Below are 15589 nucleotides of genomic sequence, written 5' to 3'. Positions count from 1 at the left end.
ACCGATTTCATATTGCAATGCAACATCTACGGCACTAGGTATCCCGGCATCAAAACGAGGCCGTTATGAGCGCAGATTGGAATACCAAATATGGCACGCGGCGTGTCCGCCACGATCCGCCCACCCTGGACGAGGCGATCTTCGCCGCCGTCGGCATTACCGACGACCAGGAGCAGCAGGCCGAGATCGCCGCAGCGCTGATGGGCATGCCGCTCGACATCGTTCAGGCCGAGGTCAAGAAGCAGGCCCGCACCAACAGCCGCATCACCGCTACGCGCGTGATCGCCGGCGAACAGGGCGCACAGCGCTCGGTCGTGGTTGAACGCCGCGTCGTTCGTCGCTTCGGCAACGACAAGCGCACCGGCACCTGAGCGCTGACATCCTGGTTTCAATCAAAAAGCGGACCGGCCTTGCCGGTCCGTTTTTTGTTTGGAGTACAGCGGTTCAGGCGGCGCGATTGCCGTACATGCTGGAGATCAGCTTCCAGCAGGTCGAGTTGAAGTTGAGCAGCGCACGGCCGGCCTTGAACGGTGCCGCAGCGAGATCCGCAAGCTCGTCCTCGGGTGTCTTCGTCAGATCGATCGTGCCTGTGGATTCGCCGTGGCGGAATTGCAGATGCGCGCCAAATTTCTTGGCGAGCGCGCGCATGGCGTGATTTTCCGCACCCGTGGTGATGCGCAGGCTCTTGTAGCCCTTCCAGCGGGCTTCCGCGATCAGGCGGCTGAACAGCACGGTGCCGACATTCTGGCGGCGGGCTGAAGCTTCCACGCTGAAGGCGACTTCGGGCAGCGAATCGCCCTCCGGCGGATGCAGCTCAGCCGCACCACGGACCACGCCGTCGACGATGTAGGCAACGATCACGGTGCCATCGTCGGCGCAGCGAGCCGCATAGCGCTCAATAAAACTGTCGTCGAGAAAACCGTTGAAACGGTCGTGCCGGCTTTCGGCATCGAGCCTGAGCAAGTGATCGCGCAACAGCGGCAACTCTTCCTGCTGGCTCAGGGTCCGCACATAGCCCGGAACGGACCTCGCGCGAACGGTCTCATCAAGTGTCACGTCAAAACTCCTCTTGGTGTCCCTCGAGGAGGCGTTCGAATCCCTAGGCCTCCAATATTGTGCGTCGCAACAAAATTTTCAAGACGGGAACCTGCTCAACTTTGAGGCGGTGGAACGACTAATTCGTTAACAAAATCAAGGTCCCGTAGTCCTACAGGACCAGCTGCGTCTGGGTCACGACGGCCACCAGCTTGCCGTCCTCGGTCTCCAGCCGGGTGGTCCAGACCTGGGTCCGGCGCCCCCGGTGAACCGGGGTCGCGGTCGCGATCACGGTGGCCCCCTCCTTGGCGCCGCCGATGAAGTTGGTCTTGCTCTCCAGCGTCGTCGTGCCCTTGGCATCCTCCGGCAGATTGATCACGGTCGCCGCCGCCCCGACGGAATCGGCCAGCGCCATCACGGCGCCGCCGTGGATGGTATTGTTGAGCGTGCAGAGATCGGGCCTGACCGTCATCCGCGCCACCACGCGATCCTTCCCCGCTTCGACGAATTCGACGCCCTTGAGCTCGGCGAACGGCATCTTCATCGCTTTAAGTTTCTCGAGCGGCGTCATCAGATTTCCTCCCAATTCCTTGTTGCCTCAAGGTGAATTGGTTTAGGCGGCAAAGCAATGACGTCGAAGGTCATGGCCGCGTGCATCTGGAGCCACCGCGGCGAGGTTGCGGAGTGAGTATGATGCTCGGCCGCAGCTCTCGGTCCCGGACTCGCTGCAACGCTCTCGCGTTGCTGCGCTGGGCCGGGACCCATCTCGCAACGTACCCGGTCTGCGACATAGGCCTCGGCTCTGCACCGCACCGCTGAAGAAGCGCTGCGCTGCGTCCGGGGCTGGCAACCTCACGTCACCGCGTTCACGACCTGGTACTCCGGCCGCCGCCACACCTCGCCCGCGATCACCTCCTCGATGATCTCGGCGGCCCGCATGATCTCGCTCTCGCCAATATACAGCGGCGTGATCCCGAACCGCATGATGTCGGGCGCGCGGAAATCGCCGATCAGGCCGCGAGCGATCAGGGCCTGCATGGCGGCATAACCGCCCTCGAAGGCGAAGGAGACTTGCGAGCCGCGACGCTCATGCGATCGTGGGGTCACGAGCTTCAGAGACGGACAGCGGCGTTCGACCTCCGCAATCAGGAGGTCGCCGAGCGCCAGCGAGCGCGCACGGACCTCCTCGAGGTCGACCCGGTCCCAGATGTCGAGCGAGGCCTCCAGCGCTGCCATCGCCAGCACCGGGGGTGTGCCGACGCGCATGCGCTCGACGCCGCCGGCGGCAGCATAGCCAAGCTCGAACGCAAATGGCTTTGCGTGCCCCATCCATCCGGAGAGAGCGGCACGCGCGCCGTCGGCATGGCGCGGCGCGACGTACAGAAACGCCGGCGCGCCCGGGCCGGCATTGATGTATTTGTAGGTGCACCCCGCGGCGAAATCGGCGCCGCAGCCGGCGAGATCGACCGGCAGCGCGCCGGCCGAATGGGCGAGATCCCAAACCGTGACGATGCCGAGCGCATGCGCCTTTGCAGTCAGCTTCGCCATGTCGTGACGACGACCGGTGCGGTAGTCGACCTCGGTGATGTAGAGGACGGCGATCTCTTCCGACAGCGAAGCCTCGATCGCCTCCGGCGCAACCAGCCGCAGTTGATGACCCCGGCCGAGCGTCGCGATCAGGCCTTCGGCCATATAGAGGTCGGTCGGAAAATTGCCGGTGTCTGACAGGACGGTTTTGCGTGATGCGTTCATGTCGAGCGCAGCGGCAAGCGCCTGGTAGACCTTCAGCGACAAGGTATCGCCAACCATCACCGAACCTGCCTCCGCACCGATCAGCCGCGCGATGCGGTCGCCGACATGGCGCGGCTGGGCGTACCAGCCTGCGGTGTTCCAGGCGCGGATCAGCTCGTTGCCCCACTCGGTGGTGATGACATGGTTGACGCGCTCGGCAACGCCAAGGGGCAATGCGCCGAGCGAATTGCCATCGAGATAGATTACGCCTTCGGGCAGATGGAACAGCGCTTTGGTATCGTCATAGACGCGAAGCCTGGTCATATCGATCTCTACAAAATCGTGCGCACGCGCCAGAGTTCGGGAAACAGCTCGACCTCCAGCATCCGCTTGAGATAGCTGACGCCACCGGTGCCACCGGTGCCGCGCTTGAAGCCGATCACGCGTTCGACGGTGGTGACATGGTTGAAGCGCCAGCGCCGGAAATAATCCTCGAAATCGACCAGCTTCTCGGCAAGCTCATAGAGCATCCAGTGCGTCTCCGGCGCCTGATAGACTTCGCGCCAGGCATCCAGCACACCCTCGCTGAAGCTGTGGGTCTCCCGAACGTCGCGCGCCAGCACGGCGGCCGGCATCTTCAGTCCGTGGCGGTCGGCAAGCCGCAGCACCTCATCATAGAGGCTTGGCGTGGCGAGCTCGGCCTCGAGCAGATTTGTCGTTTCCACATCGTGCGCGTGCGGCTTCAGCATGGCGTGGTTGCGGTTGCCGAGCAGATATTCGATCAGCCGATACTGCCGCGACTGGAAGCCTGAGGACTGGCCGAGCTGGGAGCGGAAGCGGGTATATTCGCTCGGCGTCATCGTGCGCAGCACGTCCCAGGCGTTGTTGAGCTGCTCGAAGATGCGCGACATTCGCGCCAGCATCTTCATGGCGGGCTGCACCTCGTCCTTGGCGATCGCACGGCGCGCGGCACTGAGTTCGTGGATGGCGAGCCGCATCCATAGCTCGGTGGTCTGATGCTGGATGATGAACAGCATCTCGTCATGCGCCTCCGAGAGTGGGTGCTGCGCGCCGAGAATGGCCTCCAGCGACAGATAGTCGCCATAGGACATGCGCCGGGTGAAGTCGGTCTCGGCGCCTTCGCTTGAGGGATCGTAATCGCTGGACGTCATGACAGGTCCTTTCGGTCGATCCTCCCTGCCCGCTAGTCGAGCCCGATCAGGCGCGCGGTGATCTGCGAGGACGGATCCTTGAGCGCGTCGATCACGGTGAAATGGTTGAGCCCGGGATCGACGACGAGGCGCGTCGGCACGTCAAAGCCGGTCCAGACGTTGGCCAGCAGATCGGATTGGCGGATGAATTCAGGCCGCTCGCTGCCACCGACCCAGGCGGTCACAGCTGAATGGCCGCGCGGCACGTGCAAAGCTGCGCTTTCGAGCGTCGCCTCCTCCGGGGTCATGCGCAGCGTCTCGTTCATCTTCGTCTTCAGAAGCGGGCGCAGATCGTGCAGCCCGCTGATCGACAGCGTACCGGCGATGCGGTTGAAGACCGACGGTTCGAGCCGGCTGTCATCGCAGAGCAAGCGCGTCACGAGATGACCGCCCGCCGAATGGCCGGAGAGTCGGATCGGTCCCGCGACGATCGAGGCCGCTTTCGCAATCGCGGCTGATATCTCCGCGGTCATGTCGGAAATGCGCGCGGCCGGCGCCAGCGTGTAGCTCGGCAAGCAAACCGTCCAGCCATGATGCCGCGCGCCTTCGGCGAGATCCGTCCAGGCCGATTTGTCGAAGCGCATCCAATAGCCGCCGTGCACAAACACGACGAGGCCCTTGCTGTCACCATCGGGCAGGATCAGGTCGAAACGCTGACGCTCGCTGGCGCCGTAGGCGATATCGGGACGAAAGCCCTTCAAAGCAGCCCGGTAAGCCGCCGCCCGCTCCGCCCATTGCGCCGGCATCTTGTCCGAGCCCGGGATATGGGCCGAATTGGCGTAAGCATCATCCCAATCGCGCATCCGTGACTCCAGGGGACTCGTTGAGCGAACCCCGCCAGTCTGCCATCAGGCGCGGCCGCATCCTAGTCTTTATTTTAAGCTTAAAGGATTTGGGAGAGCCGGTGTTTCGGGCAGTGGTCGCTCCAGCGGAGCCGCCGTAGGGTGGGCAAAGCGTAGCGTGCCCACGATCTTCGTCATGTCGGAGAAAACTCGTGGGCACGGCGCAGGTGCGCCTTTGCCCACCCTACGAGAGCTGTGATTGAGATGGCAGTTACGCCTTCTCCACGCCGCACCATTCCGCGATGAACAGCGCCATCGCCTTGGTCGCCTTCTTCAGCGACTCCAGATCGACAAACTCGTTGAAGCCGTGCATCTCGCCGCCTCTGGCGCCGAAACACAGGCTCGGGATGCCATGGTTGAGGCCGTAGAAGCGGGTGTCCGTCAGCGCGGTGAAGACGAGATCCTCGACTTCACCGCCATAGACCTTGTTGAAGGCCTTGCCGAAGGCGGCTTCCGGCGCGGCTGAATCGGTCAGCTCATAGCCCTCCGAGAGGAAGCCGGACCATTCGACCTCCGGCGGATTGTTGGCGAGGAAGCGGTGATTGCGCGAGGCCGCAGCGATGCACGCCAGAATTTCCTTCTGATGGTCGGCGATCGACCAGCCCGGCAGGACCGCGATGCGGCAATCGACGTCGCACCAGGCCGGAACGCTGGAAGCCCAGTCGCCGCCCTTGATGATGCCGGGGTTGAAATTGATGGGATGGTTGAGCGTCTTGAAGTGACGGTCGGCCTTGGCACGCTCGTTCCATTCGATCTCGAGCTTCTGCACCGCCTGGATCAGGTGATAGGCCGCCATGATCGCGTTGGCACCCGAGCCCGCATGCGCGACGTGGACGGGATGGCCCTTCACGCGGAGGCGAAACCAGATCACGCCAACCTGGGAACGCACCATCTTGCCGCCCGTCGGCTCGGGAATGAAGCAGGCGTCGGCCCGATAGCCCCGTTGCAGCGTCGAGAGCGCGCCGACGCCGGTGCTTTCCTCTTCGATCACAGACTGGAAATGGATCCGCGCCGTCGGCTTCAGGTCTGCTGCCTTGAGCGCATCCAGCGCATACAGTGCGCCGATGGTGCCCGACTTCATGTCGCAGGCGCCGCGGCCGAACATCTTGCCGTCCTTGATGACAGGCGAGAACGGCGGCGTGTCCCACAATTCCAGCGGGCCCGCGGGCACCACGTCGCAGTGACCCTGGAGAATCAGCGATTTGCCCGCTTCGGTGGCGGGGCGATACGTGCCGACCACCGTGCGTGCCCTGGAGAAATCGTGCTCGATCGGCCCGAAGCCGCGCAGCCCCTTGAGATCGTCGACATTGATGTGCCAGTCGTCGACCTCATAGCCGCGCGCGCGCAGGAGGTCACCGATCATGTCCTGGCACGGCCCCTCCGCCCCGCGGGTCGAAGGGATCGCGACGAAATCGCGTGTGGTCGCAAGCTGGGTTTCGAAGCCGGCATCGACGGCGTCAAGAATCCTCTGCTGCGTTTCGGCATCCATCGGGCAAGCTCCGCACATCCAGTTGGTCAAAGGTGCGCGCAAGCTAACCGATTTCAGCCGCTCGGGTACTCCACAAAATACGCATCCCGCAATGCATCTTCGAGCAGTCGGCCTTCGGAATAGCCATTCAGCGTCGTGGGCCGTGTCACGCCGGCGAGCAGCCGCGGGCACGGCTCCGGCGCGCCGAGCACAGTACGGACCGGAATGCGCTCGGCATAAACAGGCAACTCGTAGTCCTCATCGTCGTCGGCGACACCCTTGGCGCGGACCTTTGCGGAGGCCTCCTCGATCTCCATCGCAATGAACGACGTCGCCTTGATCTCCTGGACGCTGCTGGCCCGCAGGCTTGCGGTGCGATCGGGGAAGAAGCGGTCGACCATCGCGACCACCGCCCGCTCCTTCTCCGCGGGATCGGTGACGAGATAGGCGGTGCCGAACGCCATCACCGCGCGGTAGTCGGCGGAGTGATTGAAGCCGCAGCGCGCCAGCACCAGGCTGTCGAGATGGGCGACCGTCAGGCAGACCCGCTCGCCCCTGGTCTGGTTGCGCAGCATGCGGCTGGCGCTCGAGCCGTGCCAGTAGAGCTTGGTCCCCTCGCGCCAGAAGAAGGTCGGCGTGCAATAGGGCTGGCCGTCGATCGCGTAGGAGACGTGGCACAACATCGAGGAATCCAGGATGCGGTGAACGGTGGCGTGATCATAGAAGCCGCGGTCGTGTCGGCGCTTCACCCGGTTGCGCGCTGAAGTCGGGTAGGAATTTGGACTCTCGGTCTGGCTCACGGCCACTCCTGTCGTGTCTGGAACAATCCAGGCCAGTTGTAGCGGCGCATTTGGTCTGCGATAGTTCCAATTCCATGCAAAAAACTCCGACCAATTCACTCTCGTCGGCCAAGGCCGAATTGCCGCTCGACCTCACCGGCCCGCACATCACCGCCAGTGCCTCCTCGTCGCACCGGTTGTACCAGGCGCTGTGCGAGATGATCGTCTCTGGCCTGGTCAAGTCAGGCGAACCGTTGCCACCATCGCGCACGCTGGCGAAGCAGACCGGCTTCCGGCGCAATGCGGTGGTCACGGCTTACGAGCGGCTGATCGCCGACGGATTTGCGCAAGCGACCGTCGGCTCCGGCACGTTCGTGGCCGCGCGCGTCCCGGCCCGCGCGGCCGCGACCAAGAAGTCGAAGGTGATCGTCGAGGCGCCGAAGCAAGGCGCACTTTCGCTGGGCTGCACCCATATCGACGAGCGCGCGGTGCAACGTTTTCGCGCCTTCGTCGGCCGACGGATGCGTGCCTTTGGCAGCGAGCATCTGCATTACGGCGACCCGCGCGGCAGCCGTGAGCTGCGCATTGCGATCGCCGATCATCTGCTGTCGGCGCGCGGGCTGCGTTGCGACCCCGACCAGATCATGCTCACGTCGGGCACGTTGCATACGCTGCGGATCGTGCTGGGCGCTCTCTTGAAGCCGAACGATCAAGTCTGGTGCGAAGATCCCGGCTATCCGACTGCACGCAAGACCATAGCGCAATGCGGCTACCGCATCGTCGCCGTTCCCGTTGACGCGCACGGCGTGCAAGTCGCAAAGGGCCGCAGCGCCGCGCCAGGCGCACGCGCGGCCTATGTGACGCCGTCGCATCAGTTTCCGCTGGGTGTGCAGATGTCGATGCCGCGGCGGCTTGAGCTGCTGGATTGGGCCAAGCAGGCCGGCGCCTTTGTGTTCGAGGACGATTACGACAGCGAGTTCCGCTACGACGGCGCGCCGCTGATGTCGCTTGCCGGCATCGATCAGCTCCAGCGCGTCATCTACATGGGCACCTTCGCCAAGACGCTATTTCCGGGGCTGCGCATCGGCTATTGCGCCCTGCCTGAGCGCCTGATCGGCGACGTCACAGCCGCGCGCGCCGCGCTCGACCGCTTTCCTGCTACGCTGATGGAAGGCGCGGTCGCGGACATGCTCAATTCCGGTGCGTTCGCGGCGAATCTGAAGCGCGTGCGCAAACTCTATCGCGAAGCGCGCGATGCGCTCGCCGAAACGCTCGAAGCCGCCTCGGATGGCGCGCTGTCGGTCCCGGTGCCGTCACAGGGCCTGCACCTCGTGGCCCGGTTCGATCCATCGGTTGCCCCCGCGGTCGCAGCCGAGGCGAAGCAGGCGGCCGCTGCGGAAGGCTGGCTGCTCGCCGAGACCTATGCGCGGGCGCGGCCCCTGCCCGGTTTCGTCCTGGGATTTTCGGGGCATGCGGTTCCCCAGCTCGTCATCGCCGCTGAACGGCTCGCGAAGGAAGCGCGTGCCAGATCGCACACCAGGGGCCATCAGGCCCGGAGGACCTGACAAAGGTTCACTATCAAAATCGGAAGCTGCTGCTTACCATCACGGAATCGATTCCGGGATCTCTCATCATGTCATCTGTCGCCTCATTCGGCCGCGCGGCCTGCCTCGCGCTCTTGATCTCCTCCGCGCTTGCCTCCGCGGCCTACGCGACCACGGTTGGGCGTGAGCAGGATATCGTCGATCTCAAGCTCGGCCAGCGCGTGCAGGTGGATGACGGAACCTGCCCGGCCGGACAGGTCAAGGAAGTTCGCGGCTCGAAGATGACGGACAAGGGCGTGGCGCGAACTTCATCCTGCGTGCCGCGGTTCGGTCCGAAGTCGAGGTAGCGAGCACGATCCGGTTTTCCGACCAGATCATGCTCAAGCAATGGACCCCTAAGACTTCGCCGGGTCGAACATGCACTGCAATGTCGGCTTGGCGATCTTGGTAAAGGTCGCGCCGATCTCGCCTTGCTTTGCCGCCGGCACCCAATCGGTCTCGATCGTGGGAACACCGGTCTCACTGATGCCGCGCAGCAGCGCCTCTCGCAGGTCGCGATCCTCGACGACGGCAGCCGCATGATCATGCAGGCAGCCGCACACTTCTTCCGGATGTTCCCAGCGCCCCAGCATGCGCGGCGCACATTGCCTCACGAACTCCGTGCGCGGATCCGGCAACCGGCTCGGCGAGCGCACCTGCGCCTGGACGGAGCCGATGGTCAGTAGGAACAGGAACGCCGCGGCGCAGAAACGAAGGTACATGATGGCGGGCTGATTTTCTTGTGGGGGATCAGAAGTGCGCAGCCGCCAAAACGATCGGCTGCGGCGCCGTGGTGGTGATCGGCGAGCCGCTGTACTGGAAGGTCCCGATGCCGGGCAGATTGCCGTCCGGCGCGCCGGCGAGCGAGGAACCGGCGAGCACGAAACCGAAAGCAAGGATGAAGCTGAGCGCGCGCATGGATTCTGTCCCTGAGTTGCGTGCGGCGGTGCCGCCGTCGTCGTTGTCACCGTGATAACCATCAGCGGTTTCTCCCGTGATGCGCCCAAAGCCCAAAATGGTTTCATTCCTGGCGAGAATTGTTTCGTCGCTGGTGGCGCGACGAAACAAATCCTCGAAAACATCAATCATTTCAGATGGGGCGCTTGATGGTTTGAACCGGCATGGGAGCCAGCGTCCACGCCAGATGAGGCGAGGCGGTCATGTCAGCGACGTCAGCGCTTCACATGCATTTTACGGTTTTCTGCTGAAGAGATCGGCCAACGAGGCTCGGTCCCGACCGTGAACCCAGGACTGGTCGGGCGCGACCGAAACCTTCGAAGCCGAGAGGCCCGCCAACGGGCACATAGTTGAGGGATGGCCATCATGAGGGCGCAAGATCGCGCAACGGTGCGCGAACCGGCGCAGCCTACGGACCGCGCCGAGATGGATATCAGCAACCGCACCGGCTCGCCCGGCGCAATGGCGCTGCAGTCTGGACGCGGCTACGAGGCCGCGCCACAAGCGTTCGTGCGGCTGACCGGCTCGCACCTCGTGAAGCCGCGCGTCAGCCGCATCACTGAGTGAACGCAGGGGCGTCACTGAGTGAAGAAGTCGCCGCATTTCTGAACGTTCGCGTCCGTCGGTCCCCAAGGCATGATCGGCACCGTCGAGGTCGAGTTCTTCGGCGACCCCTCGATCAGCTTGTCCGAATAGACCATGTAGACCAGCACATTACGCTTGGCGTCGCAGCCGCGCACGATCTGCATCTTCTTGAAGAAGAGCGAGCGGCGCTTGCGGAACATGTCATCGCCCTGCTCCATCTTGTCCTTGAACTTGATCGGCCCGATCTGGCGGCAGGCGAGCGAGACGTCCGAGACCTCCTCGGCGAGTCCCAGCCAGCCCTTGAAGCCGCCCCTTTCCGGCACCGTGAAATGACAGGCCACACCCTCGACCTCGGGGTCGTCGAGGCCGTAGGTCGCGAGCTTGTCATTCGGGCTCATCCATTTGAACACGGTGGAGCGGCGGAAGATGAGATCCGGCTCGTCCGCGGCTTGCGCGCAGGTCGCGGGCACGGCCGTAGCCAGAAGGAATAAAGCGAGGCCTTTCAAGCGGATGCTGGAAAGACCGGGGAAACGAGATGACATGAAGTTCTCCGGTAAAAAGTCCCAGCTATGTAGGCATGGAGGGCCCCGTCAGGAAGGTGACGGCAGGCCGGCGCGACCGCCGTTTACCGCTCCGTGAGGCTTTTTTGTTACGTCTTGAACAAAAGTAGCGGACGGCAGAACCGCCGTGCTGGTGAACGCGTATCCCCTCTGCGACACTAACGTCTGATTTGGATTGTGGATTCGAGGAATGAATAGCGTGAACGGGTCCCCTTTTTCGGCCACGCCGGCTCGGCTGTGGCAGGTCGCGATTTTGGCGGCGGCGGGTGCGATCGGAACGGCGAGCCAGGCGGAAGCCGCGTTCTACTATTATTCGGATTACTCGGACGGATCCTACACACGCCAGCAGCGCTACATCGAGGAGCCGCGGCTGAGGCCGCAGAAGCGAAGCTCGGCAGCCGCAAAGAACAAGAAAGAGACCGTCGTCGAGAAAGAGACCGGCGCGAAGCCGCAAGGCCCGCTCGTCATCGTCGTCTCGATCGAGCGGCAGAAGGTGACGATCTACGACTCCAACGGCGTCTTCGCGGAATCGCCGGTGTCGACAGGCATGAAGGGCCACTCGACGCCGATGGGCGTGTTCAGCGTCATCCAGAAGCATAAATTCCACCACTCCAACATCTATAGCGGCGCGCCGATGCCGTACATGCAGCGGATCACCTGGTCCGGTGTCGCCATGCATGCCGGCGTGTTGCCGGGCTATCCGGCCTCGCACGGCTGCATCCGCATGCCGATGGCATTCGCGGTGAAGATGTGGAACTGGACCAAGATGGGCGCGCGCGTGATCGTCACGCCCGGCCAGATGGCGCCGCAAAACTTCTCGCATCCGATGCTCGCCTCGCTGCGCGTCCCGCCGCAGCCCGCAGCAAGCCTCGAGCCGACGACGAGCGTCGGCGACAAGGCGGACAAGGGCGCCCCTGACACCAAGGTCACCGACGCGAAACCCGTCGAGACAAAATCGCTTGAGACGAAGACCGCCAGCGCCGACGGCGTGCTCGAGCTGCGCTCCACGGTTGGCCACACCGTGATGTCGGATGTGACCACCGGCAATGCGCCGGTTCACGACGAAGCCGCGACGACCGACACCAAGCCTGACGAAGCTGCCAAGCCCGATGATGCGGCGAGCACCGAAGCCAAGCCCACCGAGGCAGCGGACGCTCCCAAGGCGACGTCGGACGAGAAACCAGCCGACAAGGTTGAGGCCGCCAAATCCGAGGCTGCGAAGCCCGAACAGTCCGAGCCGGCAAAGGCTGACACGGCGGCGACCGAGACGAAGCCCGACGCGCCGGTGACCGCAATCGCGCCCGCGCAGGCTGCTTCGCCGGATGCGACCAAGGACCAGACCCGCCTCGCCGATCCCGCGCCCTCAGTGAAGCCTGACGTGCCGAAGCGGACCGGCCAGATCGCGGTGTTCATCAGCCGCAAGGACTCCAAGCTCTATGTGCGGCAGAACTTTGCGCCGCTATTCGATGTGCCCGTCACGATCGCTGCAAGCGACCGGCCGCTCGGCACGCATGTCTTCACGGCCGAGGTCGACAAGTCAGACTCCAATGCGTTGCATTGGTCGGTAGTGTCGCTGCCCGTCACGGTCCGCGCCGCGGCGCGCGAAGACGATGGTCATGTGTCGCGCCGCCAGCGTGGCGCCGCCGTGATCCCCGTCGCAGCGAAGCCCGTGGTGACGCCTGACAGCCCGGCCGAGGCGCTGGATCGCATCACGATCCCTGCCGACGCCATGGCCAAGATCAACGAGATGTTCACCACCGGAGGCTCGGTCATCGTGTCCGACCAGGGCATCAACCAGGGCGAAACAGGCGAAGGCACCGACTTCATCGTCCGCCTCTACTGAGGGCGCCGCCGCGTCAGATAACGCGGTGTTGAGCAGGCCGGCCGCATCGTCGGAGTAAGCTGCGTCCCGGATCACATCCGGGGGACACCGCTATGTTGAACCGCAGAACCGTACTCACCGGCGCACTCCTCGCCGCAGCCACGCGCGCGAGGGCAGATAACGGCATGAGCCGGATCTCGGCTTACGCCTTCTCTTTTCCCGCGCTGTCAGGCGAGGATATCCGCCTCGCTGCCTTCACCGGTAAGCCGCTGCTGGTGGTCAACACCGCCTCGCTGTGCGGTTACACCCCGCAATATGCAGGGCTGCAGGAGATCTGGAGCGAGTTTCGCGAGCGCGGCCTCACCGTGATCGGCGTGCCCTCCAACGATTTCGGCAGCCAGGAGCCCGGAGGCACCAGCGAGATCTCGGAGACCGCGCACCACCAATACGACGTTACCTTCCCGATGGCGGCCAAGGCGGTCGTGACGGGGGCGAAGGCCCATCCCTTCTACAAATGGGCGGCCGAGGCGCGGCCAAGGGAGGTTCCGAAGTGGAACTTCCACAAATACCTTGTTGGCCGCGACGGCTATATCGCCGAGGTCTTTCCTTCAGCCGTGGAGCCGGCCGATACGCGCGTCAAAACCGCGATAGCCCGGGCATTGGCGGATAGTTGAGGTCTCAGCGGCAACGCGCTTGGGCACAATTGAGGCGAACAGCCAAACAGCCGTTGCAATGGCGATGGAGCACCATCTAGGCTAGGATGAGTGCTAAGATATTTTGGGCAGGAAGGTTTTTGCCGGAGGCGAAAAGCCACGGCGGAACAACGGGATCAATCTCGAGGACAACACCATGCGTGTGGCGGCAAAACTGATTTTGGCAAGCGCGATGTCTGTTGCGCTGACAGGCGCGGCATGGTCGCAAACCCCGGCCGCAAAGCCCGTAGCCGCCACCCAGGCCGCTCCCGCGGCAGCGCCGGCGGCAGCCGCAGCGCCAGCAGCCGCAGCGCCGGCAGCAGCAGCCGCGCAACCGAGCGCAGCCTTCCCGCCCCCGCCGCAACAGGCCCCGCAGCCGGCGCGCGCCGCTTGCAACAACCCGAACGCGCTGGGCGTCGCCCGCACCGTGGAGATCGACACGACAGGCGGTCCCGGTTTCGGCTTCGAGCATTTCAAGGAGCTCGACTTCCTCCGCGACAAGGAGGTCGTGCTGACCTTCGACGACGGTCCGTGGCCGCACAACACGCCAGCCGTGCTGAAGGCGCTCGCCGACCAGTGCACCACCGGCATCTTCTTCTCGATCGGCAAGCACGCCACCTACGAGCCGGAGCTCCTGAAGCAGGTCTACGCAGCCGGTCACACCATCGGCACCCACACCTGGTCGCACGCCAACCTCAACGACAAGAAGCTGAGCGAAGCGCAGCGCAAGGACGAGATCGAGAAGGGCATCAGCGCCGTGAAGTGGGCGCTCGGCGGCATCTCGCCGGCCGCGTTCTTCCGCTTCCCGGCGTTGCAGCATCCGCCGGAAATGGTCACCTATCTCGGCAACCGCAACGTTGCGATCTTCTCCTGCGACATCGACTCCTTCGACTTCAAGGCCTCCAAGCCCGAGAAGGTGATCGAGACCGTGATGAAGAAGCTCGAAAGCAAGGGCAAAGGCATCATCCTGATGCACGACTTCCAGAAGCACACGGCGGAAGCGCTGCCCGAGCTGCTGAACCGCCTCAAGGCTGGCGGCTACAAGATCGTGGCGATGCGCGCCAAGGCGCCGGTCGCTTCGCTCCCCGAATACGACCAGGAGCTGATGAAGGACGTGAAGCTGCCGACGGTCAGCACGCGCCCGGTCAATTCCGTGGTGACGACCGTCTCCGAATAGTCGTCACTTGCCGTTGCATTTCGAAGGCTACGTCATCGTCTCGGCGGACGGCATGCTTGCCGACGCCAGCCATGTGATGCCTGACAGCCTGAAGTTTAAGGGCGACAAGCTGTTCTTCGAGCAGGCGCTCGACGGCACCGCGCTGATCGTGCACGGCCGCAACTCCCACGAGGGCCAGCCGAACTCGCCAAAGCGCAAGCGCCTGATCCTGACCCGCAAGATCAAGGCCCTCACCGTCGATCCCGAGATGCCGAACGCGACGCTGTGGAATCCGGAGCATGCGAGCTTCGAGGAGGCCTGCGCGTTTGCCGATGTCGCCTCGGGGCGGGTCGCAATCATCGGCGGCCCTGATGTGTTCGACATGTTCATGGACCGCTACGACACGTTCTGGCTGTCGGAGGCCCCTCATGTGCGGCTGCCCGGCGGCGAAGGCTGCTTCGTCGATGTGCCCCGGCGGACGCCGCACGAGGTGCTGGCCTCACACGGAATGGCGCCGGGCACGCCTTACATGCTCGACGCAGCCTACGACGTCACGGTTACGCCGTGGCGACGGTCGGATTAGCGCTTACACATCCCCGTAGGCGGTCTCGGCCGAGCGCGTGGCGCGGCCATAGCCCATGATCATGAACAGCGCGCCGATGATCGACAGATTCTTCAGCGCATCGACCACTACCGCCGCGTTCTCGGGCGCCGCCTGGTTCCAGAAATCGGAGAACAGCACGGTCGAGATCGCGATGTAGATCACCATCAGCATCGCGAAGAAGCGCGCCCCGAAATTCAGGGCGATCATCAGGCCCGCGATGACCTCGAGCCCGCCGATCGCGATCGCCAGCAGCTGCGGCGTGGTCATCGCGGTCGCCGTCTCGACCTGCTTGGCGTAGGGCGCGACCATTTCGGGCACCACGATCTTGCCGGCGATGAAATCGGCCGTCGCCTGGATGGCGATGAGCTTGGTCGCGCCCGTGTAGATGAACAGCACGGCGAACAGGATTCGCCCGAAAGTCACGAACGCTGGCATGGTCGGCCTCTTGGCAAAACGCAAACGCGCCGGAGGATTATGAAGAGTCCGCCTGCGGTTTTCAAACGGGGAAATGGAAAAGTGGAAGTTATTCAAAAGCGGTGGGCAGCTGCTCCCTCTCCCCGTTCT

The 15589-nt window shown here is 64.0% G+C and carries 19 protein-coding genes; 8 read left to right on the top strand and 11 right to left on the bottom strand.

The features are described 5' to 3' along the window. Positions 1–65 precede the first annotated feature (65 nt). Positions 66–371, top strand: coding sequence for a hypothetical protein (locus tag Q0687_RS20510; protein WP_298880448.1), 306 nt, complete (start codon positions 66–68; stop codon positions 369–371). Positions 372–444: 73 nt separating this feature from the next. Here the strand turns inward: Q0687_RS20510 and Q0687_RS20505 are convergent, their stop codons facing one another. The 7 genes from Q0687_RS20505 to Q0687_RS20475 all read right to left on the bottom strand — a co-directional run bounded on the left by Q0687_RS20505 (position 445) and on the right by Q0687_RS20475 (position 7087). Beyond that, positions 445–1056 (bottom strand): GNAT family N-acetyltransferase, encoded by a 612-nt coding sequence (locus tag Q0687_RS20505; RefSeq protein WP_298880446.1) that lies wholly within the window; start codon positions 1054–1056, stop codon positions 445–447. Positions 1057–1207: 151 nt separating this feature from the next. After that, on the bottom strand, positions 1208–1606 hold the full coding sequence (locus tag Q0687_RS20500; RefSeq protein ID WP_298880444.1) for a PaaI family thioesterase: 399 nt from the start codon (positions 1604–1606) through the stop codon (positions 1208–1210). A 281-nt stretch (positions 1607–1887) separates the two neighbouring features. Further along, positions 1888–3090: a kynureninase gene (gene kynU / locus Q0687_RS20495; protein WP_298880441.1), complete on the bottom strand. Its 1203-nt coding sequence runs from the start codon at positions 3088–3090 to the stop codon at positions 1888–1890. 8 nt (positions 3091–3098) lie between these two features. Next, complete coding sequence (gene kynA / locus Q0687_RS20490; RefSeq protein WP_298880438.1) at positions 3099–3938, bottom strand: tryptophan 2,3-dioxygenase; 840 nt, start codon at positions 3936–3938, stop codon at positions 3099–3101. A 32-nt stretch (positions 3939–3970) separates the two neighbouring features. Next, positions 3971–4780: an alpha/beta hydrolase gene (locus tag Q0687_RS20485; RefSeq protein WP_298880436.1), complete on the bottom strand. Its 810-nt coding sequence runs from the start codon at positions 4778–4780 to the stop codon at positions 3971–3973. Between the two features lie 250 nt (positions 4781–5030). Continuing rightward, positions 5031–6308 (bottom strand): ArgE/DapE family deacylase, encoded by a 1278-nt coding sequence (locus tag Q0687_RS20480; protein WP_298880433.1) that lies wholly within the window; start codon positions 6306–6308, stop codon positions 5031–5033. A 53-nt stretch (positions 6309–6361) separates the two neighbouring features. Then, on the bottom strand, positions 6362–7087 hold the full coding sequence (locus Q0687_RS20475; protein WP_298880430.1) for a pyridoxamine 5'-phosphate oxidase family protein: 726 nt from the start codon (positions 7085–7087) through the stop codon (positions 6362–6364). 74 nt (positions 7088–7161) lie between these two features. On the opposite strand from Q0687_RS20475, the gene Q0687_RS20470 reads away from it, so the two are divergent. After that, on the top strand, positions 7162–8631 hold the full coding sequence (locus tag Q0687_RS20470; protein WP_298880428.1) for a PLP-dependent aminotransferase family protein: 1470 nt from the start codon (positions 7162–7164) through the stop codon (positions 8629–8631). A 68-nt stretch (positions 8632–8699) separates the two neighbouring features. Continuing rightward, positions 8700–8957, top strand: a complete 258-nt coding sequence (locus tag Q0687_RS20465) for a DUF6719 family protein (protein WP_298880426.1) — start codon at positions 8700–8702, stop codon at positions 8955–8957. A gap of 48 nt (positions 8958–9005) precedes the next feature. Here Q0687_RS20465 and Q0687_RS20460 read toward each other — a convergent pair whose 3' ends face one another. Both Q0687_RS20460 and Q0687_RS20455 read right to left on the bottom strand, forming a co-directional pair. Then, positions 9006–9371, bottom strand: a complete 366-nt coding sequence (locus Q0687_RS20460; RefSeq protein WP_298880424.1) for a hypothetical protein — start codon at positions 9369–9371, stop codon at positions 9006–9008. A 28-nt stretch (positions 9372–9399) separates the two neighbouring features. Continuing rightward, entirely contained in the window at positions 9400–9738 is a 339-nt protein-coding gene (locus Q0687_RS20455) for a hypothetical protein (protein ID WP_298880422.1), read from the bottom strand. Positions 9739–9972: 234 nt separating this feature from the next. On the opposite strand from Q0687_RS20455, the gene Q0687_RS20450 reads away from it, so the two are divergent. Then, on the top strand, positions 9973–10173 hold the full coding sequence (locus tag Q0687_RS20450; protein ID WP_298880421.1) for a hypothetical protein: 201 nt from the start codon (positions 9973–9975) through the stop codon (positions 10171–10173). An 11-nt stretch (positions 10174–10184) separates the two neighbouring features. On the opposite strand, the gene Q0687_RS20445 is transcribed toward Q0687_RS20450, so the two are convergent. Beyond that, positions 10185–10733: a CreA family protein gene (locus Q0687_RS20445; RefSeq protein WP_298880418.1), complete on the bottom strand. Its 549-nt coding sequence runs from the start codon at positions 10731–10733 to the stop codon at positions 10185–10187. 208 nt (positions 10734–10941) lie between these two features. On the opposite strand from Q0687_RS20445, the gene Q0687_RS20440 reads away from it, so the two are divergent. The 4 genes from Q0687_RS20440 to Q0687_RS20425 all read left to right on the top strand — a co-directional run bounded on the left by Q0687_RS20440 (position 10942) and on the right by Q0687_RS20425 (position 15004). Then, positions 10942–12594, top strand: a complete 1653-nt coding sequence (locus Q0687_RS20440) for a L,D-transpeptidase family protein (protein ID WP_298880417.1) — start codon at positions 10942–10944, stop codon at positions 12592–12594. 92 nt (positions 12595–12686) lie between these two features. Next, a complete protein-coding gene (locus Q0687_RS20435; RefSeq protein WP_298880416.1) occupies positions 12687–13247 on the top strand; it encodes a glutathione peroxidase in 561 nt (186 codons plus the stop codon). Positions 13248–13422: 175 nt separating this feature from the next. Then, positions 13423–14442, top strand: coding sequence for a polysaccharide deacetylase family protein (locus tag Q0687_RS20430; protein WP_298880413.1), 1020 nt, complete (start codon positions 13423–13425; stop codon positions 14440–14442). A gap of 52 nt (positions 14443–14494) precedes the next feature. After that, positions 14495–15004, top strand: coding sequence for a dihydrofolate reductase (locus tag Q0687_RS20425; protein ID WP_298880725.1), 510 nt, complete (start codon positions 14495–14497; stop codon positions 15002–15004). Positions 15005–15007: 3 nt separating this feature from the next. Here Q0687_RS20425 and Q0687_RS20420 read toward each other — a convergent pair whose 3' ends face one another. Then, positions 15008–15460, bottom strand: coding sequence for a DoxX family membrane protein (locus Q0687_RS20420; RefSeq protein WP_298880411.1), 453 nt, complete (start codon positions 15458–15460; stop codon positions 15008–15010). Between the last annotated feature and the right edge of the window lie 129 nt (positions 15461–15589).

Source organism: uncultured Bradyrhizobium sp., from assembly GCF_936928535.1.
Classification (GTDB): domain Bacteria; phylum Pseudomonadota; class Alphaproteobacteria; order Rhizobiales; family Xanthobacteraceae; genus Bradyrhizobium.
This window is presented reverse-complemented; position numbering and strand designations above follow the sequence as displayed.

What these genes read in the sequence shown, in the direction of transcription:
- Q0687_RS20510 (WP_298880448.1), top strand. Translation starts at nt 66, where the DNA reads ATGAGCGCAGATTGGAATACCAAATATGGCACGCGGCGTGTCCGCCAC.
- Q0687_RS20500 (WP_298880444.1), bottom strand. Translation starts at nt 1,606, where the DNA reads ATGACGCCGCTCGAGAAACTTAAAGCGATGAAGATGCCGTTCGCCGAG.
- kynU (WP_298880441.1), bottom strand. Translation starts at nt 3,090, where the DNA reads ATGACCAGGCTTCGCGTCTATGACGATACCAAAGCGCTGTTCCATCTG.
- kynA (WP_298880438.1), bottom strand. Translation starts at nt 3,938, where the DNA reads ATGACGTCCAGCGATTACGATCCCTCAAGCGAAGGCGCCGAGACCGAC.
- Q0687_RS20485 (WP_298880436.1), bottom strand. Translation starts at nt 4,780, where the DNA reads ATGCGCGATTGGGATGATGCTTACGCCAATTCGGCCCATATCCCGGGC.
- Q0687_RS20480 (WP_298880433.1), bottom strand. Translation starts at nt 6,308, where the DNA reads ATGGATGCCGAAACGCAGCAGAGGATTCTTGACGCCGTCGATGCCGGC.
- Q0687_RS20470 (WP_298880428.1), top strand. Translation starts at nt 7,162, where the DNA reads ATGCAAAAAACTCCGACCAATTCACTCTCGTCGGCCAAGGCCGAATTG.
- Q0687_RS20465 (WP_298880426.1), top strand. Translation starts at nt 8,700, where the DNA reads ATGTCATCTGTCGCCTCATTCGGCCGCGCGGCCTGCCTCGCGCTCTTG.
- Q0687_RS20460 (WP_298880424.1), bottom strand. Translation starts at nt 9,371, where the DNA reads ATGTACCTTCGTTTCTGCGCCGCGGCGTTCCTGTTCCTACTGACCATC.
- Q0687_RS20455 (WP_298880422.1), bottom strand. Translation starts at nt 9,738, where the DNA reads ATGATTGATGTTTTCGAGGATTTGTTTCGTCGCGCCACCAGCGACGAA.
- Q0687_RS20450 (WP_298880421.1), top strand. Translation starts at nt 9,973, where the DNA reads ATGAGGGCGCAAGATCGCGCAACGGTGCGCGAACCGGCGCAGCCTACG.
- Q0687_RS20445 (WP_298880418.1), bottom strand. Translation starts at nt 10,733, where the DNA reads ATGTCATCTCGTTTCCCCGGTCTTTCCAGCATCCGCTTGAAAGGCCTC.
- Q0687_RS20440 (WP_298880417.1), top strand. Translation starts at nt 10,942, where the DNA reads ATGAATAGCGTGAACGGGTCCCCTTTTTCGGCCACGCCGGCTCGGCTG.
- Q0687_RS20435 (WP_298880416.1), top strand. Translation starts at nt 12,687, where the DNA reads ATGTTGAACCGCAGAACCGTACTCACCGGCGCACTCCTCGCCGCAGCC.
- Q0687_RS20430 (WP_298880413.1), top strand. Translation starts at nt 13,423, where the DNA reads ATGCGTGTGGCGGCAAAACTGATTTTGGCAAGCGCGATGTCTGTTGCG.
- Q0687_RS20425 (WP_298880725.1), top strand. Translation starts at nt 14,495, where the DNA reads ATGCTTGCCGACGCCAGCCATGTGATGCCTGACAGCCTGAAGTTTAAG.
- Q0687_RS20420 (WP_298880411.1), bottom strand. Translation starts at nt 15,460, where the DNA reads ATGCCAGCGTTCGTGACTTTCGGGCGAATCCTGTTCGCCGTGCTGTTC.